This is a genomic window from Vagococcus vulneris, assembly GCF_003950515.1.
Lineage (GTDB): Bacteria > Bacillota > Bacilli > Lactobacillales > Vagococcaceae > Vagococcus > Vagococcus vulneris.
In genome coordinates, this window is sequence record NZ_NGJS01000008.1 from 1 (window position 1) to 20,691 (window position 20,691).

At 35.4% G+C, this 20,691-nt stretch carries 21 protein-coding genes; 9 read left to right on the forward strand and 12 right to left on the reverse strand.

Annotated elements, in window-relative coordinates:
• Positions 1-181: 181 nt before the first annotated feature.
• From fni to CBF37_RS06535, 6 genes are read right to left on the reverse strand one after another with little or no spacing between them, the layout of a single operon-like run.
• The gene (gene fni, locus CBF37_RS06510; protein ID WP_125983919.1) at positions 182-1,225 is read right to left on the reverse strand and encodes a type 2 isopentenyl-diphosphate Delta-isomerase; all 1,044 of its coding nucleotides are present in this window, start codon (positions 1,223-1,225) and stop codon (positions 182-184) included.
• A complete protein-coding gene (locus CBF37_RS06515) occupies positions 1,222-2,340 on the reverse strand; it encodes a phosphomevalonate kinase (protein ID WP_125983920.1) in 1,119 nt (372 codons plus the stop codon). Before CBF37_RS06515 ends, fni begins: the two co-directional genes overlap by 4 nt.
• A gap of 14 nt (positions 2,341-2,354) precedes the next feature.
• Positions 2,355-3,353 carry a diphosphomevalonate decarboxylase gene (mvaD, locus tag CBF37_RS06520; protein ID WP_125983921.1) on the reverse strand — a complete coding sequence of 333 codons (999 nt, stop codon included), beginning with the start codon at positions 3,351-3,353 and terminating at the stop codon, positions 2,355-2,357.
• Complete coding sequence (mvk, locus tag CBF37_RS06525; RefSeq protein WP_125983922.1) at positions 3,346-4,299, reverse strand: mevalonate kinase; 954 nt, start codon at positions 4,297-4,299, stop codon at positions 3,346-3,348. Before mvk ends, mvaD begins: the two co-directional genes overlap by 8 nt.
• 21 nt (positions 4,300-4,320) lie before the next feature.
• The gene (locus CBF37_RS06530; RefSeq protein ID WP_125983923.1) at positions 4,321-5,679 is read right to left on the reverse strand and encodes a tripartite tricarboxylate transporter permease; all 1,359 of its coding nucleotides are present in this window, start codon (positions 5,677-5,679) and stop codon (positions 4,321-4,323) included.
• A complete protein-coding gene (locus tag CBF37_RS06535; protein ID WP_125983924.1) occupies positions 5,672-5,920 on the reverse strand; it encodes a hypothetical protein in 249 nt (82 codons plus the stop codon). Before CBF37_RS06535 ends, CBF37_RS06530 begins: the two co-directional genes overlap by 8 nt.
• Positions 5,921-6,139: 219 nt before the next feature.
• Here CBF37_RS06535 and CBF37_RS06540 point away from each other — a divergent pair, with 219 nt between their 5' ends.
• Entirely contained in the window at positions 6,140-7,162 is a 1,023-nt protein-coding gene (locus tag CBF37_RS06540; protein WP_125983925.1) for a branched-chain amino acid aminotransferase, read from the forward strand.
• 42 nt (positions 7,163-7,204) lie between these two features.
• Here the strand turns inward: CBF37_RS06540 and CBF37_RS06545 are convergent, their stop codons facing one another.
• Positions 7,205-7,972, reverse strand: coding sequence for a peptidylprolyl isomerase (locus tag CBF37_RS06545; protein WP_125983926.1), 768 nt, complete (start codon positions 7,970-7,972; stop codon positions 7,205-7,207).
• 210 nt (positions 7,973-8,182) lie between these two features.
• Between CBF37_RS06545 and obgE the strand changes: the two genes are divergently transcribed.
• The 8 genes from obgE (at position 8,183) to CBF37_RS06585 (ending at position 15,770) form a co-directional block, all read left to right on the forward strand.
• The gene (gene obgE, locus CBF37_RS06550) at positions 8,183-9,496 is read left to right on the forward strand and encodes a GTPase ObgE (protein ID WP_125983928.1); all 1,314 of its coding nucleotides are present in this window, start codon (positions 8,183-8,185) and stop codon (positions 9,494-9,496) included.
• Between the two features lie 158 nt (positions 9,497-9,654).
• Complete coding sequence (locus CBF37_RS06555; RefSeq protein WP_125983929.1) at positions 9,655-10,395, forward strand: metal ABC transporter ATP-binding protein; 741 nt, start codon at positions 9,655-9,657, stop codon at positions 10,393-10,395.
• Positions 10,392-11,249 (forward strand): metal ABC transporter permease, encoded by an 858-nt coding sequence (locus CBF37_RS06560; RefSeq protein WP_125983931.1) that lies wholly within the window; start codon positions 10,392-10,394, stop codon positions 11,247-11,249. Before CBF37_RS06555 ends, CBF37_RS06560 begins: the two co-directional genes overlap by 4 nt.
• Positions 11,239-12,183: an Mn/Fe ABC transporter substrate-binding lipoprotein EfaA gene (gene efaA, locus CBF37_RS06565; RefSeq protein WP_125984056.1), complete on the forward strand. Its 945-nt coding sequence runs from the start codon at positions 11,239-11,241 to the stop codon at positions 12,181-12,183. Before CBF37_RS06560 ends, efaA begins: the two co-directional genes overlap by 11 nt.
• A gap of 206 nt (positions 12,184-12,389) precedes the next feature.
• On the forward strand, positions 12,390-13,319 hold the full coding sequence (gene rnz, locus CBF37_RS06570; RefSeq protein WP_125983932.1) for a ribonuclease Z: 930 nt from the start codon (positions 12,390-12,392) through the stop codon (positions 13,317-13,319).
• 15 nt (positions 13,320-13,334) lie between these two features.
• Entirely contained in the window at positions 13,335-14,138 is an 804-nt protein-coding gene (locus CBF37_RS06575; protein WP_125983934.1) for an SDR family NAD(P)-dependent oxidoreductase, read from the forward strand.
• A gap of 12 nt (positions 14,139-14,150) precedes the next feature.
• Positions 14,151-14,552, forward strand: coding sequence for a LapA family protein (locus CBF37_RS06580; RefSeq protein ID WP_125983935.1), 402 nt, complete (start codon positions 14,151-14,153; stop codon positions 14,550-14,552).
• 30 nt (positions 14,553-14,582) lie between these two features.
• Positions 14,583-15,770 carry an FtsW/RodA/SpoVE family cell cycle protein gene (locus tag CBF37_RS06585; RefSeq protein ID WP_125983936.1) on the forward strand — a complete coding sequence of 396 codons (1,188 nt, stop codon included), beginning with the start codon at positions 14,583-14,585 and terminating at the stop codon, positions 15,768-15,770.
• A 35-nt stretch (positions 15,771-15,805) separates the two neighbouring features.
• On the opposite strand, the gene CBF37_RS06590 is transcribed toward CBF37_RS06585, so the two are convergent.
• The 5 genes from CBF37_RS06590 to CBF37_RS11625 all read right to left on the reverse strand — a co-directional run bounded on the left by CBF37_RS06590 (position 15,806) and on the right by CBF37_RS11625 (position 20,677).
• On the reverse strand, positions 15,806-17,089 hold the full coding sequence (locus CBF37_RS06590; RefSeq protein ID WP_125983938.1) for a hydroxymethylglutaryl-CoA reductase, degradative: 1,284 nt from the start codon (positions 17,087-17,089) through the stop codon (positions 15,806-15,808).
• Positions 17,090-17,108: 19 nt separating this feature from the next.
• On the reverse strand, positions 17,109-18,272 hold the full coding sequence (locus tag CBF37_RS06595; RefSeq protein ID WP_125983939.1) for a hydroxymethylglutaryl-CoA synthase: 1,164 nt from the start codon (positions 18,270-18,272) through the stop codon (positions 17,109-17,111).
• A 151-nt stretch (positions 18,273-18,423) separates the two neighbouring features.
• Positions 18,424-19,047 carry a 50S ribosomal protein L25/general stress protein Ctc gene (locus CBF37_RS06600; RefSeq protein ID WP_125983941.1) on the reverse strand — a complete coding sequence of 208 codons (624 nt, stop codon included), beginning with the start codon at positions 19,045-19,047 and terminating at the stop codon, positions 18,424-18,426.
• 352 nt (positions 19,048-19,399) lie between these two features.
• Positions 19,400-20,437 (reverse strand): M42 family metallopeptidase, encoded by a 1,038-nt coding sequence (locus tag CBF37_RS06605; RefSeq protein WP_125983943.1) that lies wholly within the window; start codon positions 20,435-20,437, stop codon positions 19,400-19,402.
• Positions 20,438-20,500: 63 nt separating this feature from the next.
• Complete coding sequence (locus CBF37_RS11625) at positions 20,501-20,677, reverse strand: hypothetical protein (RefSeq protein ID WP_165866656.1); 177 nt, start codon at positions 20,675-20,677, stop codon at positions 20,501-20,503.
• Positions 20,678-20,691: the final 14 nt, after the last annotated feature.

Sequence of the window (20,691 nt, forward strand, 5' to 3'; positions counted from 1 at the left end):
CTTCTTCTTTTACTTCTACTGGATAAGCAATCCTTTTAACCATAAAAAACACACCTCCGTTAAATTCATTTTACATGAATTCAACAGGGGTGTTTTTATATTTGTCTCATCTTTTGGGGTCAGTTCCACAGTTTAATAACTGATTTTATTGGGTTTTTATGTCATTGATTTGATAATTTTTTTAAATAAGAGAAATTGGAATATTTCGTTGTTGGCACCAACTTAGCAAATTTGGTGACAAAATAATTTCAGCTTTTCGAATATCGCTTAATCGCGAAACTTCTAATAAGGTTAGCAATCCCTTTAACTCTTGATTCCAACTATTAATTTTAGCCAATGATAAATCATTCGAATTTGTTAATACCATATGTAAAAACTCTCCTGAAATTCCAATAGCTGAAGCACCTAAACGAATGGCTTTAACCATATGCAAGGGATTCTTGATACCACCTGAAGCAATGAAATCTGCTTGGTGGGCAAAAGACGAGGCTTCTAATAAAGATTCTACTGTTGATTGTCCCCACTCGTAGAGATAGTTATACTCTTGGGCTTTGCGACGTTCATTTTCGATTTGAATAAAATTAGTACCACCGCGACCGCTGACATCGATGATTGTCACTCCGACATTTAGTAATTGCTGAATGGTTTTTTGTGACATTCCAAAACCTACTTCCTTAACAATTACGGGTACAGAAAGCTCTTTAGTTATTTTTTCAACATTTTTTAACCAGCCGCTAAAATCCCGATCTCCTTCCGGCATAACAATTTCTTGAGGAATATTCAGATGAATTTGTAGCGCATCAGCCTCTAACAGAGTAACAACTCTTTTCGCATTTTCTACGGAATGATGTGCTCCTAGATTTGCAAATATTAGCCCGTTAGGATTTGTCTGACGAACAATTTTAAAACTGTCTTCAAGTGTTGAATCAGCAATAGCAGCACTGACTGAACCGACTGCCATTGCTAAATCAGCATCTCTTGCTAAAATAGCTAAGTTCTGATTAATTTGTTTTGTTTTAGGGCTTCCGCCAGTCATAGCATTAATGAAAAAAGGCGATGACAAATGAAAAGGACCTAACTTCGTTGTTAAGTCCACATCAGCAACAGCCATATTCGAGAAAGAATGATGGACGAAACGAATGTCATTAAAATCGGCATGGCCTAAATCAGTACGCTGCATTTCAGCAAGGTGAACATGTTGGTCTTTACGATTCCATTGTGTCATTTTGATTCATCCTCCCAAATAATCGGTGGGTGATTATTATTTTCATTCCGATATACTTGCAGCGGTAAATTGATAATATCGTTATTTCGCCACTCGGCTATCATTGGCAATATCTCATCTTGTTGATTAAACAAAACAATTCCGCAGTCCCCCCCGCCAGCACCAGAAGATTTAGCAGCACCATTCACTTTTTCAGCACTACTGCATAAATTTGTGAGCGTTTCGGTTTCGATGTCGACACCGCTTGACGCAGCTAAAGATTGAAGTAAGCGACGATTTATACGAATGCAATCTTGAATCTTTTTAATATTGTTGTCCTTAAAAGCAGTAATTAATGCATTTACACACTCACGGCTGTCTGTTAAAAATTGACGATAAAAGCCATTCATTTCACTTTGTTCATCATTGATTTGATCAACTAGAAAAGTGGTAGAAGCGGGGGAACCTGTCCATCCGATTAACAGCCGTAAATCAGTTGGTGCTGATAATTGTTGAATCATCAGCTGCGGCCACTTTTCTTGCAGCATAGCAGAAATGGAAAAATCAGGATGAGTCATGTAATTCAATGCCCATTCACGATTAAAACAAGAATATGCCACCCAACCTTCATAAGAACTTGCAGCTAAATCACCAAATGACCCGTTACTATTCAATGAAAGATGTGTAATTGCTGCTAATTTATAAAGTAATTCCGCAGTATAGTTAATTTCATAAAAACTTAAAATAGCTTTTATCGTCGCAATTGTGACGGCACCGCTTGAACCTAATCCGTATTTCCGACCGTCTTTATTATCGAGTTCACTTTCGATAATTAAATCAAAATATTTTAAATCATAATCTAATTCTTGGAGATATTGTTCAACGATAGTTACAGATTTAGTAATATAAGTAAATGGGTTTTCACGTTCATCAATAAAGAACTTACCATTTTTTCTTGTCCAAGGTATGGAGATACCATTTGAATAACTAGAACAAATACTGCCTTGTTTTTTTGCTTCTTTTAATGTTACTGTGATAAATTGATCCAATGCCACAATCAATGCAGGATGTCCAGGCTCTAAGACAGCATATTCACCTGCAATATAGAGTTTCCCAGGAGCACTCGCTTGTATCAATTTGATTTCCTCCTTTAATTCGGCCACTCGGCTTCACTTAATTCAATAATTCCTGACCCGACTCTTGAGCTAATCAATTGTTCAGGTTTAAATTCGGTTAATAATAAATCTCTTATTTTTTCAATATATGTCTGACGGCACAATACTTTGACGTTTGGCCCAGCGTCCATTGTAACATAGCATGGAATGCCCATGTCACGAATGTCTTTAACTTTTTGAATAGCCTTAACACTGTCGGGTTCCCAATAAGAAATGGGAGGAACAGCGCCGAGCATTGTTCCGTGCATCTTCATCCCATTGGCTTCAGTAATTTCGCCCATTGCAATAAAATCTTTATCGGCAATTGCTTTCTTGATAGCTGTAAGATCATTCTTAGCACATTTGACCCAAGCAGGATAAAAAGGAGATGTATCAACTGTTTGCTGCATGCCGATTCGACTAGATAATTTTTTCTGTTGTTTATTGATGGCGATAACGAGCATGCCTATATTCCAATCTGCATTGTCTACTGGAATAGCAAAGCTTGAATCAGATACATCATTGTATCCCATTGTCCATTCAACAAGACCTCCGTAGATACTGCGTGTTGCACTGCCGCTACCCCTTCTTGCAAAGGTTGAAAGTGTCTGCTTATCTAAGTTTAAACCAGCTGCAATATTCATTGCACCAGCTAGTGCAGCAAAAGCTGAAGCTGATGAGGCTAATCCTGCAGCTGTCGGTACATGATTATAACTCTCAATTTTAGCTTTTGTCTTGATATTTGCTGCTTCTCGGAATAAATTTAAAAAATTCGTAATCTTTTCTGTTTCATTCGCATCTTGTTTAACATTGTCTAAATAGAAACTATCTTTATCATATGTATCACTTAAAGTAACTTTCGTATCTGTGTAAAAAGCGTCTAATGTTAATGAAAGGCTGCTGTTCATGGGCAGAAAGAGCTTATTGTTTCGTTTTCCCCAATATTTAATTAGCGCAATATTAGTATGAGCGCGTACGATTCCAATATTATTCATTTGTATCTCCATTCATTTGGTACAACCAGGTTTTTTTTGCTCCTTCTTGATGAAGTGCTTGAGCAATGGTTTCAGCCTGATATTTAGTCCTTGCTAATGCTATCATACAACCGCCACGACCGCCACCAGTTAATTTAGCACCGAGTGCCTGATGTTTAAGAGCTGTTGCCACAAGATGATCTAATTGATTATTTGAGACGTCTAATTCTCTTAAAAGTGAATGAACTGATGTCATCAACTTGCCTAGTAAAGATGCTTTATTAGTTTCTAGTGCTGTTCGTCCTTGCTCAGCAAGATGACCAAGCTCATCGATTTTCTGTTGGTACAGCGCCTGATTAGATGAATTAAGCTTCTCAGCAATACTTGCTACAGCTTCACGTGTTTGACCAGTGATACCTGTATCAGCCACAATAAGGAATGCATCTAGATTTAAATTAATCGGTTCAAATGGTTGCCCTTTAATAAAATAATAAGGTATCGAACTGCTAGTCATTAAGGCATCTAAACCACTTGGGTTGCCGTGGGCGATTTTCTCTGAAATATCAACAATTTCTAGTAAGTTTTCCTGAGTCAAGTCAGTTTGATAGAAGTGATAGAGAGCTCGAGTTGTTGCAACCGCAACCGCAGCACTTGACCCCATACCGCGTTCAGCCGGTATGTGACTGTCGATAGTAATTGATAGCTGGTTATCAGTTTTATTAAGGCGACTCAAGCATGTTTTAACAGTTGCTTTAAGACTTTCTAATAATTCTGGCATGTCATCAAGTAAACCATGATAGAAGTCACAATGAATAGTAGTAGGTTCTTTTTGATAAATCACGGTTACATGTATTTTTGCTGCTGGAAATGGAATGGCTATGGACGGTTTATTATATACAACTGAATGTTCCCCTAACAAAATAATTTTACCGTTAGCTTCACCAATTCCTCGATGGTTTTTTTCCATAGTTTGTAAACCCCTTTTTCGTTACTTGGTTAATAAAGTCATGATAAACGGTGCAGCATAAAGAGACATAAACTGTACGCCGTAGCCGACACCCAACCGATTAAGTGTACCACAAATGACCCCTATTAATAAAATACCAAATACGTTAATTAACCCAGCATCTATATAGCTTAATAAAATAACTAAAGAAATGAATAATGCTAACATAGCCTCATGTGGTATTTTTGTTAAGACAAAGAGTGTTAGCCGTTCGGCAAATGTCGTTGCTAATAAATAAACTAATCCAATAGCCAATAAACTACCAATAACGAAGGCTGTCATTAGCATAGGTGCTGAATACATGTCAGTAATCGTACTACCGATACTAAAGACAGGTGGCGATTCGAAAAAAGCTGCGCCAGGTCCAATTGCTGAAGGAGCAATCGGCACACCTAATGCGATGATTGAGATCATGATACCTGATAAATATGTTGCTTGTGCTAAAGAACTCATAACAGTAATTTTTAATTCAGCTTGTTTCAATTCGTCAGTTTCTTTTTTTGACATTGTTTCTCCGAATAAAACAATGAGACCCACAGGGCTTAATACAAATAAGAAGTTAGCTAAGAAGGCAGATAAGCTTGTACTGGCAAATTCTTTTTTTGTAAGTGCTTTAAATGGATTGTTCAATGACCAATTATTCTTTTGATCAAGTGGTATGTTCATCGTATTAAATGTTTGTGTCTCCATCTTTTTTCTTTCCTTTGTGTTTAACAATGAGAAAAGCGATAGTAAAAGCGGAGCTACAGTAATTCCTAGAAAAAATGATGTCGTAACTGTCTTATCAGCTGGAACAGCTCCGGTTTGCCAGTATAAGGCACGGAGACCTTGAAAGAGAATAGCAAATGGAATGATGCTGATGAGCGACAGCAGCTTAGCTTGGCTGATTAAAGAAAGGAAAATCGCGCCGGCAATAAATATCCAACTGGCATACTGACTAATATGGTCGGTAAAAGGTGAAATTAATTTAGCAATGAGTAGGCTGCTAACAAGAGCAATGACAACACCGATTAGACTGCCAACAGCAGCTTTTTTAAGCATGATCGATGTTCTGCCATGTTTTTTGACAATAAGAGACGCTTCAATCATAGGCGTTGATAATACACCTCCTGGCAGATTAGCGATTAAAGCCGGCATTAAATTCATCAAGCCTAATGTCACAAAAGCAGAAACAAAAAATGATAAGACAACAATCGGCTGAATTCCTCCCAAAATAAGGGCTAGAGATACCGGCATTAGCACACTGGTTTCATCGGTTCCTGGAATAAAGCCGATTAATGAATATAAAACAGTTGCAGATAAACTAGCAATTATCATCTGAAGCAGCAGGTGACTATCCATCAATTGACCCTCCTGCTCGATTAGTGACAGTGATTTTCCGTTTTGGTTTAATCATAATCGTATTAATAATAAAACCGATTACGGAGCCTCCAAGTCCGAAAAAAAGCTGCAGAGTCTGATTATCGTGCGGTGCGATGGAATAACCGCCCATTGTAAAAAGAATGCTTACACTTATAGACAGAATTAAATCTTTGAGACCAACAACATCTCCCCAAATAGATAAAAATAATTGCTTTTTCATAATTATCCTCCAATGATGTTTTTTATTCAGTTTTCCACACTATCATACGCAACTAATAATGAAATCAACATATGGTTTAAGTTGATTTAAACAAAATTTATAGTCTTTTCATTTTAAATGAACAAATGATTAAAAAACAATTAAAATAATAATGGAAATTTATGATGAATGTGTTAAAATAAACAAACTAAGAGGATTAATGAAGGGATGGAGAATTTTATGGTAAATATAGATTGGAAAAATTTAGGTTTTTCATATATTAAAACACCATATCGATATATTGCACGTTGGAAAGACGGGGAATGGTTAGATAGTGAGATGACAGAGGACAATACTCTTCATATCAGCGAAGGCTCACCTGCACTGCATTATGGTCAACAATGTTTTGAAGGATTAAAAGCATATCGCTGCAAAGATAATACCATTAACTTGTTTCGTATCGGTGATAATGCCAAACGATTTCAAACAAGTGCCCAACGTTTGATGATGCCTCTGATACCAGAAGAGATGTTCATTGATGCAGTTAAGCAAGTCGTTGATTGTAATGAAGCATATGTTCCTCCATACGGGACAGGAGCGACGTTATATATTAGACCATTGTTAATTGGTGTTGGTGACTCGATTGGTGTTAACCCGGCTCCTGAATATATTTTCACGGTATTTTGTATGCCAGTTGGCGCCTATTTTAAAGGTGGCTTAAAGCCTACTAATTTTATTGTGTCAGATTATGATCGCGCAGCTCCGGAGGGAACGGGAGCGGTTAAAGTTGGAGGCAATTATGCAGCAAGTTTGCTTCCTGGAAAAGAGGCAAAGTCTCGTAAATTTTCAGATTGTATTTATTTAGATCCAGCAACACATACTAAAATTGAAGAAGTTGGTGCAGCTAATTTCTTTGGAATCACTAAGGATAATAAGTTTATCACTCCCAAATCACCGTCAATTCTACCAAGTATTACAAAATATTCATTGTTAGAATTGGCAAAAGATCGGTTAGGTATGGAAGCGATAGAAGGCGACGTTTATCTAAAAGATTTAGATAAATTTACTGAGGCTGGTGCTTGTGGAACGGCGGCTGTTATCTCGCCTATTGGAGGGATTCAATTAAAAGATAAGTTTCAAGTATTTTATTCTGAAACAGAGGTCGGGCCTGTTACTAAGAGACTGTATGATGAGTTGACGGGTATTCAATTTGGTGACATAGAAGGCCCAGAAGGTTGGATAATGAAGCTAATCGTTGAATAAAAGAATAAGTCCATAAGACTAAGCAGTTTTATGGACTTATTCTTATTTGGCTTCTTGCAATACTTTAATTGTTTTGATTTTAATATCTTTTTTAGGTTTATCATTTTCACCAGTCTCGGTTGCGGCAATTTTATCAACAACATCTTGTCCTTCGATGACTTGTCCGAATACAGTGTACTGTTCATCAAGAGCCGGCGTTCCACCTTGTTTGTAGGTTTCAATAATTTTCTTTGGATATTTTGAAGACAAAAGACCATCCGATTGATCATCATGATTTGACACAATATAAAATTGGCTACCTTGTGTTTTTTCACTAACATCACCGTTTGTACGAGCAACTGCTAGAGCGCCGTTTATGTGATATAACTGATTAGATATATCAGGAGCAAATTCTTCTTTCCAAATACTTTCTCCACCCGTACCATCGCCTTTAGGATCACCACTTTGGATCATGAAATCCTTGATGACACGGTGAAATGATACATCATTATAATAACCTTCTTTAGAATGCGTCACAAAGTTTTCAACGGCTTTTGGAGCAATTTTAGGAAATAATTTAATTTTGATATTGCCATCAGTTGTTTCCATTTCGATTAAATCCTCATCGGTAGCAACTTCTTTACTTAGTTGAGGTAATTCTAGAGAATCTAAATCAACTTTTTTTTCTGCATTTTTTTTTGAACTGCTGGTTGCTGTTTGCTTACTGTTATTCTTCTTGCTGTCATCAGTATTTGTTGATCCGCAAGCGCTTAGCAGCAACATGGCTGAGGCAGCTGTTGTTAAAGCAATAAATAATTTCCGTTTTTTCATATAGTGATTTCCTCTTTTCTATGGTATCTTCCTGTTCAATACTAACAAATATCGAACAGAAAACCAATACGAAGTGATATAATTCAAGAAAAGATTAAAAATTCTTCATTTTTGCGTTATCTAATCAGTATAGACGTATCATTGATAGACAAAAGTGGAAGTAACGGCTACAATGAGTTGAAAAGAAACTTTTTATAAGGAGGACATCATATGTCCATGTTTTTAGATCAAGTAACCATCGACGTTCAGGCTGGTAAAGGTGGCGATGGAATGGTTGCATTCAGAAGAGAGAAATATGTTCCAGACGGCGGTCCTGCTGGCGGTGATGGCGGAAACGGTGGCAGCATAATTCTAATAGTTGATGAAGGCTTGCGTACGCTAATGGATTTTCGATATAATCGACGTTTTAAAGCAACACCAGGTGAAAATGGTATGAGTAAGGGAATGCATGGTCGCGGATCGGAAGATACATTTGTTAAAGTTCCACCAGGTACAACAGTAAAAGACCATGAAACTGGTCAAATTTTAGGTGATTTGATTATCAATGGGCAGACTTTAAAGGTGGCGCAAGGCGGTCGTGGCGGTCGTGGAAATTGTAGATTTGCAACACCGCGTAATCCTGCACCGGAAATAGCTGAAAATGGCGAACCCGGTCAAGAACGAACTTTAGACTTGGAATTAAAAGTTTTAGCAGATGTTGGTTTAGTAGGTTTTCCGTCTGTCGGGAAATCAACGTTATTATCAATTGTTTCTAAAGCTCGTCCAAAAATTGGTGCATATCATTTCACGACACTCGTACCGAATTTGGGAATGGTAACAACTAATGATGGTCGAAGCTTTGTTATGGCTGATCTTCCTGGATTAATTGAGGGTGCTTCTCAAGGAGTCGGACTAGGTACACAATTTTTACGTCACATTGAAAGAACCCGTGTCATTCTCCATGTAATAGATATGAGTAGTATGGAAGGTCGGGATCCTTTTGAAGATTATCTTTTGATCAACAAAGAGCTTGAATCTTATGATTTACGTTTGATGGAACGGCCACAGATTATCGTGGCTAACAAGATGGATATGCCAGATTCTGAAGAAAACCTAAAAATCTTTAAAGGAAAAATTGAGTCTTTAAAAGAAGATGAATTTGCGGATAGCATTCCAATTTTCCCTATTTCAGGGATTTCAAATCGCGGAATTGATCCGTTATTAAGTGCAACCGCTGATTTATTAGAAGAAACACCAGAATTTCCTATTTATGTGGAAGAAGAGGAAGAGGAAGTAGTTCATTATGGATTCCAGGATGATGAACCACCATTCTCAGTGTCTCGTGATGATGATGCGACATGGGTACTTTCCGGTGATAAACTTGAAAAATTATTTGTTATGACAAATTTTGATCGTGAAGAAAGTACAATGAAATTTGCTCGTCAACTTCGAGGTATGGGTGTTGATGAAACTCTACGTACGATGGGTGCGAAAGATGGCGATTTAGTTAGAATAAAAGAGTTTGTTTTTGAATTTGTTGATTAAAGGTTAATATAAATTAAAAAAAGCAATTTCCAATTATGGAAATTGCTTTTTTTTATTGTGAAAATCATTCTCATTTGTTATAATGAATTTACATTGTTTTAGGTAAACCTAAAAATATTATTTAATAAAACAAAATATTATAATAAGAAAGGTAAAAAATGATGATTAATATAAATAATTTAACAGTTTCATATCAAGATAAGCAGGCAATTAAAGAGGTTACTACAACAATCAAACATGGAAAAATTACAGGAATTATCGGACCTAATGGGGCAGGTAAATCAACGTTACTCAAAGGGATTATGGGATTGGTAAAACGAGAAACAGGGACGGTAATGATTGATGATCAGTCGATAAAAACAGTTCAGAAAAAAATTGCATACGTCGAACAGCGGAGTGCTATAGATTTATCTTTTCCTATTAAGGTATTAGATACGGTCCTTTTAGGAACGTATCCTAATTTAGGTCTATTTAAACGACCTGGGAAATTCGAAAAAAAAATTGCGCATGAAGCGTTGGAAAAGGTGAAAATGACAGATTTTTCTAATCGCCAAATTGGTAATCTATCTGGAGGTCAATTGCAGCGTGTGTTCATCGCTAGGGCGTTAGCACAAAAAGCTGATATTATTTTTTTAGATGAGCCTTTTGTAGGAATTGATATGATAAGTGAGAAGCTAATCGTGGCTTTATTAAAAGAATTACGAGATGAAGGTAAAACGATTGTCATTGTTCATCACGATCTTCATAGGACTAAAGAATATTTTGATAATTTGATCATACTAAATTGTCACTTGATTGCTTCTGGATCTGTGGAGGAAACATTTACAACATCGATTATTCGTCAGGCTTATGGTGAATCGATGGGAGATATAATCATTAAGGGGGTATCTGAGTCATGATTGGACATTTTATTAGTGGTTTGCAACAATATGATTTTTTACAAAATGCTTTGATAACATCAATGATGGTAGGTGCCGTTTCGGGTGTCATTGGTAGCTTTATTATTCTTAGGGGTATGTCATTAATGGGGGATGCTATTTCACATGCAGTCTTACCAGGAGTTGCTGTGTCCTATATAGTAGGTGCAAATTTTATTATAGGAGCATCAATCTTTGGCCTGCTAGCAGCAGGATTAATTGGTTTTGTTACACAAAAAAGTAAATTAAAAAATGATACTGCTATTGGAATAGTTTTTAGTTCATTTTTTGCATTAGGAATAATTCTAATCACGTTTGCTCAAAGTTCTACTGATTTATACCATATTTTATTTGGTAATGTCTTAGCAGTCAGACCAAGTGATATGTATACGACTCTGGCAGTTGCGATTGCCGTATTGCTGTTTATCTTGTTGTTTTATAAAGAATTACTAGTCAGTTCGTTTGACCCAGTAATGGCACAGGCATATGGATTGAAAGTTCAAGTCATTCATTATAGTTTAATGTTCTTTTTAACATTAGTCGCGGTAACTTCTTTGCAAACAGTTGGTACAGTATTAGTAGTTGCAATGTTGATCACACCGGCAGCAACAGCGTTCTTGTTGACGGATAATCTTAAAATTATGATAGGAATTGCCAGCTTTATTGGTGTTATCAGTGCTGTAATTGGTTTGTTTTTCAGTTATTCATATAATTTAGCATCTGGAGCAACCATTGTTTTAACAACAGCATTCTTTTTTATAGTCGCTTTTATTTTTTCACCAAAACAAGGAATAATTTTCAAAAGAAAAGAGGTTGTTATTGATGATGAAGTTTAAAAAAATATTAGGATTATTACTGCTAGCGAGCATGTTAGTTATTGTTGGTGCATGCGGTAAACCATCTAAAAATTCAAATTCTAAAAATGATAGCATGAAAATAAACGTTGTTGCAACTAATTCAATTATCGGAAATATGGCTGAGGAAGTCGGAAAAGAGCATATTTCGGTTCATAGTATTGTGCCACGAGGGACGGACCCTCATGAATATGAGCCTTTACCAGAGGATATTTCTAAGACAACAGATGCAGATATTATCTTTTATAATGGGTTAAACTTGGAAACAGGCGGTAATGGCTGGTTTAAGAAACTGATGGAGACATCAAAGAAAAAAGAGAATACTGATTATTTTGTTGTTAGTAAAAATGTTGACCCATTGTTCTTAACAAGTAAAGGGCAAGAGAGTCAACAAGATCCGCATGCTTGGTTAAATTTAGAAAATGGTATAGAATACGTAAATAATATACGCGATGTATTAATTGAAAAGGATCCAGAAAATCAAAACGATTATGAAAAAAACGCAAGAGAGTATACTGATAAATTAAGTGAGCTTCATGATAAGAGCGTGAAACTATTTGCTGATATACCAGATAATAAGAAATTATTAGTAACTAGTGAAGGTGCTTTTAAATATTTCTCAAAAGCTTATGATGTGCCAGCTGCTTATATCTGGGAAATTAATACAGAAGATCAAGGGACGCCAGAGCAGATGACAAAAATTATTGATAAAATAAAACAAACACAGATTACATCTCTATTTGTCGAACAAAGTGTGGATCCAAGAAGTATGGAATCTGTTTCGAGGGAAACTCAACTGCCTATATACGAAACTGTATTTACTGATTCATTGGCAAAGCCCGGTAAGGATGGAGATACGTACTTATCCATGATGGAGTGGAATTTAGATAAAATACATAGTGGTTTGAATAAATAAAAACTGAGAATTTTATAGAGCACCTCAAAAGTTAGATTTTTTAGTCTGACTTTTGAGGTGCTCTATATTACTCAGTTTTTTTGTATAAATTATAATGAAAAATTGATATAATATAAAAGTTAAGCTATAATTAAGGATTCAATGATTGATTACAGTAATGGAAAGAATGTATAATTAATATAAACTTAAAGAAAAGTAGGCACACTATGGAATTAGAATTTTTAGGGACAGGAGCTGGAGTTCCGTCAAAACAAAGAAATGTTACAAGTATTGCATTAAAAATGCTTGATGAACGTAATGAAGTGTGGTTGTTTGACTGTGGTGAGGGGACTCAGCAACAAATTTTAAATACAACCATTCGTCCACGAAAAATCGAAAAAATTTTTATTACGCATTTGCACGGTGATCATATTTTCGGTTTGCCTGGACTAATTAGCAGCCGTTCTTTTCAGGGCGGAGAAGACCCATTGGAAATATACGGACCTAAAGGGATTAAACAATTTGTATTAACAAGTTTAAAGGTGTCAGATTCACATTTAAAATATCCGATTAAATTTATTGAAATTGAAACAACTGGTTTAATCTTTAAAGATGAGAAGGTTAAAGTCTATTGTGAAGAACTAGACCATCGAATTAAATGTTATGGCTATCGTATTGTGGAAGCAGACTTTCAAGGCGAGCTGCAGGTTGAGAAATTAAAAGAACTGGCAATTCCATCTGGGCCTATTTATAAAAAAATTAAAGATGGTGAAATCGTTACTTTGGAAGACGGACGAGTAATCAATGGCGTAGATTTTATTGGCCAACCTAAAAAGGGACGGATTGTTACAATACTTGGTGATACACGTTTACATAAAAATTGTTTTGTATTAGCACAGAATGCTGATGTGCTAGTGCATGAGAGTACTTTTAATAAAAGCGAGGCTAAACTGGCGAAAAACTATTTTCATTCAACAACAGCTCAAGCCGCACAGGTTGCAAAAGAATCAAATTGTAAGCGGCTGTTGTTGACACATATTAGTTCACGATATTTGGGCAAAGCTTTATATGATTTGCAGGGTGAAGCGATGGAAATTTTTAAAAATAGTAAGGTAGTGAAAGATTTTGATATTATAGATATTCCGCTACCGCATTAAAGTGAGGATAGTATAATGAAAAAAAATTTCAATACACTATTAAATAAAACAGTCCTAATAACTGGTGCTTCAAGTGGATTAGGCGAGGCTATCGCGTATGAATCCGTGAAGAAAGGTGCTGACGTTATTCTTTGTGCCAGACGGCAATCTGAACTAGAACGCGTAACAACTAACTGTCGGCGTATCAGTCAAAGTCGGGTTGTATCGATTGTCTTGGATGTCAGTAGTTATGGTAGTTGTCAAAGTCTGTTTGCTGTATTAACTAGAGACAATTTAAGAGTTGATGTCTTGGTAAATTGTGCAGGTTTTGGTGTTTTTGAAAATTTTATTGATACACCAAGACACACAATCGATCAGATGTTCCAAGTCAATGTGCTTGGTCTTATTCATTTAACTCAGCAAATTGCTTTGTTGATGATAGAACAAGGCACTGGTCATATAATTAATATAGCATCACAGGCTGGTAAAATGGCAACACCAAAATCAAGTATATACTCAGCTACTAAATTTGCAATAATCGGCTTTTCAAATTCGTTGCGTTTAGAATTAAGAGATTTTGGTATTGCAGTAACGACCGTTAATCCTGGTCCAATAAAAACAAATTTCTTTAAGATTGCTGACCCTAAAGGTAATTATCTAGAAAAAGTAGGAGTCTTGGCTATTTCGCCAGAATCGCTTGCAAAAAAGATAGTTGATTCAATGGGCAGTTACCGTAGAGAAATTAATGTTCCCATGATTATGGAATTAGGCAGCAAGTGCTATCAACTATTCCCGGTTGTTGGGGATGCTCTTGCTCGAACGGTTTTTAATAAAAAATAGGAGGCGGTCAAAATGAGTCGAAAAACAAAGGTAGTTGTTTTTGTCTTATTTATTTTTTTATTGATATTGTTTTCAATTGTAAATGCACAAGAAGTAAGTATTAACTTATTCTTCACAACAATTCGTTTGCCAATTATTGTACTAATATTAGGCTGTTTTATTGTCAGTTTTCTTATTAGTATGCTTTTATTATTTAGTACTGTTATGAAAAGGAATCGCCAAATTAAGCGCCAAAATAAGATGATCAGTCAATTGGAATTCCAATCTAAATTGGATTATAGCGACGAGGCTCAAACGAAAATAAATCATTTGGAACAAGTCACTCAAGCACAGACTCGAGAAATTTCAGATTTGCGCCATAAACTAGCCTCTTATATTTTAGATGAAGCTGATGAAGAGAATAACAATGACTAGATAAATTAAGAAAGAAAAGAGAGAAGTCGATTGAGATCTACAAAAAATAATATAGATAAACAGATAGATTATGGTGTGTTACTTCCGGTATTTTTACTATCTATTGTTGGCATGGCCTCTTATTACGTAGCTTTAACGCATGATGTGAGACCTCAGAACATTAGTCAATTGATGATACAACAGGGAATCTGGTATGTTTTAGGAGGAATTGTCATTTTTTTAGTGATGCAATTTAGTCCTAAGATGGTATGGAAATTGACACCTATTGGATACGGTATTGGTATTGCGGTTATGACAGCATTATTATTTTACTATGATACATATCTAGCAGATAAAACAGGTTCAAAAAATTGGTTCCGTTTTGGTTCATTAACTTTCCAACCAGCAGAGTTAATGAAAATTGCTTTTATACTTATGCTGGCTTATATTGTAACTCAGCATAATATAACTTACCGTCAAAAAACAGAAAAAAGCGATTGGCTGTTGATAGGGAAAATGCTTTTAGTTACTTTACCAATAGCAGTTTTATTAAAATTACAAGATGATTTTGGAACCATGCTGGTCTTTATTGCTATTTTGGGCGGAGTCTTTATTATGTCAGGTATTTCTTGGCGAATTATTATTCCGACAGCTGCGGTTTTAATTGTGCTGAGTTTATTGATTTTATTTTTGGTCACGACGGATGGCGGACGGGAAATGTTATATAAAGTTGGGTTTAAGAGTTATCAATTTGCGCGTATTGATTCTTGGTTGGACCCATTTCATGATCCAACAGGAAACTCATATCAACAAGCACAAGCGTTAAAAGCGATTGGATCAGGGGGTCTATTTGGTAAAGGATATAATCAATCAGAAATTTTTGTTCCGGTTCGTGAATCAGATATGATTTTTTCAGTTATTGCAGAAAATTTTGGTTTTTTAGGTAGTATTTTTGTTATCGTTCTTTACTTCATTTTGATTTATCGCATGATTAGAATGTGCTTTGATACAAACAATGAATTCTTTACATATATTGCTACTGGAGTTATCATGATGATTCTATTTCATGTTTTTGAGAACATCGGTATGAATATTGGTCTACTACCGTTGACAGGTATTCCGTTACCGTTTGTTAGTCAAGGTGGATCCGCAATTTTAAGTAATATGATTGGAGTTGGCTTGATTATGCTGATGCGTTATCAATATAGCTCAGGTAAAGATTTACAGCCAATTTATTAAAAAAACGACTTTCTAGATAATAGAAAGTCGTTTTTTTATTTTATTTTCCGAATATCATTAAGAATTTTGATGGCTGTTTCGGAATTCATTTTTTTAAGCATCTGTAATCTTTGAGCAACACGTTCTATTTCATCATTTTTTGCGCCGATTTGAATAGCTAAAGATTTAGCGTGTAATGACATATGTCCTTTTTGGATACCCTCACTCACGAGTGCTTTAAGAGCAGCAAAATTTTGGGATAAGCCTACAGCACAAATGATTGCTGCTAACTCTTCTGATGATGGATTATTCATCATTTCTAAATTGGCCTTAGCTAAGGGCAGGACAGAAATAGCTCCTCCAACTGTACCGATAGAAAGCGGCAGAGTCATTTCACCTACCAAATAAATTTGGTCGCTGATACTCCAGGAAGATAACCCTTCATATCTGCCGTTTCTTGCAGCATACGCATGAACACCAGCTTCAACAGCCCGAGGGTCATTACCTGTTGCTATGACAACAGAGTCAATACCATTCATAATTCCTTTGTTATGCGTAGCAGCTCGGTATGGATCTATTTTAGCATATTCACTAGCAGCAACAATTCTGTTTGCCAATTCTTTTTGAGATAGATTTGAGCGATTTGGAATATCTGTGATTGGGACTTTGCATGTAGCAGTGACAAGCGATTCTGTATTGTAATTACTTAAAATTGCCATCAATCTTTGACCGCCGGTAATCTTAGTAATATATGGAGAAATGCCTTCTAAAATAGTATTGACAATATTTGCACCCATTGCATCTTTAACATCAATTGCACAATTTATTGTAAAAAAGTCTTTATTATCTTCTTGCATCCAATTTTGACAGGTAATCGTTTTAAGACCGCCACCTCGTTTAACGATTGATGGATGACTTTTCTCAGCCAATCCTTTGATAGTTGATAAATTCGAATTAATTAATACTGCAGCAGCAGAATAGTCGGGGACATCGGTTAAAATAATCTGTCCAATCATCAGGCTCTTAGACATGTGTGAAGAAAAACCAAACTGACTGAAAGTTTTTGCAGAGTGGTTACACGCTGCAACTACTGAAGGTTCCTCAACCACCATGGGAATAGTATATGTTTGGTTATCTAATTTAAAATCTCGAATAACCCCGACAGGTAAAGGGAACTGACTAATCTGATTTTCAATAAGCGAGTTGGCAATAGCATTGTCTAAATTCTTTTGTTGCAGATAAAGTTCTTTTGCTTCAGTTGAAATACAGTGCTCATCAAAGAGAATATTTAAACGTGCTTCACGTGATAAATTATAAAATTTTGTTGGTTTCTTATCCAATCAAAGCCCTCCTTAATGGTTATTTTTTCGTGTAGATTCTCTGATGGTCAGTGATTGCAGATAGGTAAATTGATGCAGTATCCAATTCCTGTTCAAATGTATATAAACCGTCTTCTTTTGGTAATTCTTGAGAAAATATTGTTTCATATTGCTCAATAGTTAAACTGGTTCTTTGGTTAAGCATTGTTTGGTGGTGTTGGGCAAGCAACTGGTCAGTATAATCTTTGACTAATGTAGCGGAAAACATTTCTGCCACCGCACCTGATCCATAGCTGAAAAATGCGATTCGATCGCCGCTGACTAAGGTAGATGACTGATCAAGTAGTGAAATTAGACTTAAGTAAAGCGAACCTGTATAAATATTACCGATTTGTCTTGAATAGGTAGTGCTCAATTCATATTGGCTTAATAAGGAGTCTCTAATTTCCGTTTTTGCCTCAGCTAATAAGGGAGATAAAGCTTTTTGGCCCATTTTAGTGTAGGGCATATGTAAACAAAAAGCATCGATATCTTCAAGTAATAGATTATTTTTATTAGAAAATTCTTGCCATAGCGTATTAAAAAATTCAATGTAAGCTTCATTTGAGAATTTGCCATCAACGAAGGCAACATCTGAATAATTTGGGCGCCAGAAATCAAAAATATTTTTGGTTAACGAGATAGAGGGTGTATCAAATTCTAAAATGCGAGGATTATTGCTAATTAACATAGCAACCGCACCAGCACCTTGTGTAACTTCTCCACCGCTATTTAACCCGTATCGTGCAATGTCAGAGCCTATAACGAGTGCTTTTCTATCAGGATTATTCTGAACGTAATCGATTGCAGACATGAGACCAGCAGTCGCTCCGTAGCATGCATGTTTTATTTCATAAGATTTTGCAAAAGGCTGAATGTTTAAAATATCGTGGATAAAAGAGGCACATGATTTTGATTGATCCACGCCGGACTCTGTACCGACAATGACCAAATCAATAAGTTCGCGATCCTCTTCTGATAAAATGCTCAATGCGGCATTTGCTCCCATAGAAACTGTATCTTGTGTGATTGTTGGTACAGCCATATTTGTCTGTCCAATACCAATTAAAAATTTATTTGGGTCTATACCACGATGAATAGCTAGTTTTTCTAAATTTACATATGTGTTTGGTGTAAAAAAGCTGATTTTATCGATACCTGCCAAGTAACTCACTCCTAAATAAATAATAATAGCTCAATCGATATTTTACCATAAATTGGTTATAAGAATAAAAATGGTAAAATATATTTACAAATACTTAATGATAAACATAAAAAAAGCCCCATTTAATGGGACTTTTTTTATATTTATCTGACTATTCTTCTTCTTGTTTACTATTGATAACTTCTGGTTCAGTAACTGTGCCAGTTCCCTCAATATCTTCTTCAGGTCTGTTAGGTTCAGCAACTGTACAAATTTGCTCTATTTCATCTGTGACAATCTCAAACTCAGGATGTTCAGGAATATCTTTAATAGATAGAGATTCACCAATTTCAAGGTGAGTTACATCAATTTCAACACGTTCAGGTAATTTATCCGGTGTAGCTGAAACAACAACAGAATATAGAGTTTGTTCCAAAATACCACCTTTTTTAACACCGTGTGGTGTACCAAGTAACGTAACATCAGCTTCAACTTCTTGTTTTTCATTCATATCAACAGCAAGAAATTCAGCATGAATCCAAGCTTTTGTGAAAGTATCTAATTCATAAGTATGTAATAGCGTACTAATTTTTTTACCATTTAAATCAAGTGTATAAACAGCGTTTAGTCCATTCTCCCGAATAGCTTTATCTAATTCTTTTGCGTTACAAGAGATGGATAGGTTTTGAATTCCATTACCATTAACGGCTGCAGGAACACGACCTTCTTTTCTTAATTGTTTGCGTAATGATCTTGGGCGAGTTGTTCTTTCTTCTACTTTTAATACTACTGACATAAATAATCTTCCTCCTTCAGAATAAAACCTTAATTTAGTTCGATATTTATTTCACTGTAGTCTAAATCGTTAGAATCAGTTCACGATTAGCTTACGATCTAAAAGATGATGTCGACATCTTTTAGGTTACGAACTATAAACAAATAATAATTAAGCGACTTTAACTGAAAGTAATCATCAATTAAAAAAGCAGTGTTAGAACTTAAGCAATCTGCAAATCGCTTGCTCATCATGGTTTTCACCACACTATATTATAAGCTTATGTAATAACCATACTCCGTTTAATGAAAAAGGTCAAGAAATTACAAAATAAAGATGTAACCTTTAAAAAATAAAAGTTACATCTTAATAATTATACCATTTGACTAAAAAGATAAGTATAAACTAAGTTTTTAGTGGCATTTATCGAATCAATATGTGTTCTTTCAAAAGCATGACTTGCATCAATTCCTGCTCCAATTAATCCATGTTTTATATCAGCACCAGCTTTCATGGCTGCTGAAGCATCACTTCCATAAAAAGGATAGATATCTAATTTGTAATTTATTTTATGTTGAGAGCACAAATTAACTAGGTGATTTCTTAGACCTAGGTGGTATGGACCACTTGCATCTTTTACACAAATAGAGACGCTGTATTCATCAGTTTGCTGATCGTCACCCATAGCCCCCATATCAACTGCTAAGTATTCTATAACACGATAATCAATGTTTGAATTTCCGCCATAACCGATTTCTTCATTATTTGAAAATAAAAAATGTGTTGTATACGGGAGTTTTTTACCTGATTTTTTTAAATCAATCAAAAAATTTATTAAAATTGCGGCACTGACTTTGTCATCCAAATGTCTAGATTTGATAAAATTATTTTTAGTAATAACAGTACGCGGGTCAAAGCTGATAAAATCTCCAATTTGAATACCTAATTTAAGGATGTCATCTGGCGTGGACACTCTTTCATCAAGTCGAATTTCGATATTACTCTGATTTCTCTCAGCTGTACCAGCATCTTGATAAACGTGGACACTTGTCTGATGCATTAAAATAGTTCCTGAAAAATTTCCAGAGTTTTGTGTATGAATGGTACAATATTCGCCTTCAATAGAGTTGTATTTAAACCCGCCGATTAAATCGATTTTTAGTCGACCGTCTGGTTTTATGCTCCGGACCATAGCACCTAAAGTATCAATGTGTGCTGTAATAAAACGATGTTCTGAATTATTTTCACCGTTAATTGTTGTTAACAAACTGCCTTTTCTATTGATAGAAGAATCAATACCGTTGTCAGTTAAAATATTTTTAATATATGTAATTATATTTTGGGTAAAACCTGTTGGTGAGGGTATAAGGGTTAATTCTTTTGTTAATTCGATTGTCGATTTATATTCCATTAATAATTTCTCCTAACGTATTTTTATAAAAGTGTACGCGAGAGAGAACAGAATTGCAATCATCTATCTGAATTTATGTTCTTTATATTTATAGTCATAACTCTTTTCATCCCATAACATTAACCAAATAAACAGCAGCGGTGTCAAAACCAACAGAGAGATTTTCCATCCAATTGTTCCTAGCAGCATCCCAATAATCAGTACAAACAATAATAATGCAAATCTTCTAATCATCATCATAAATAGTTCCTCCA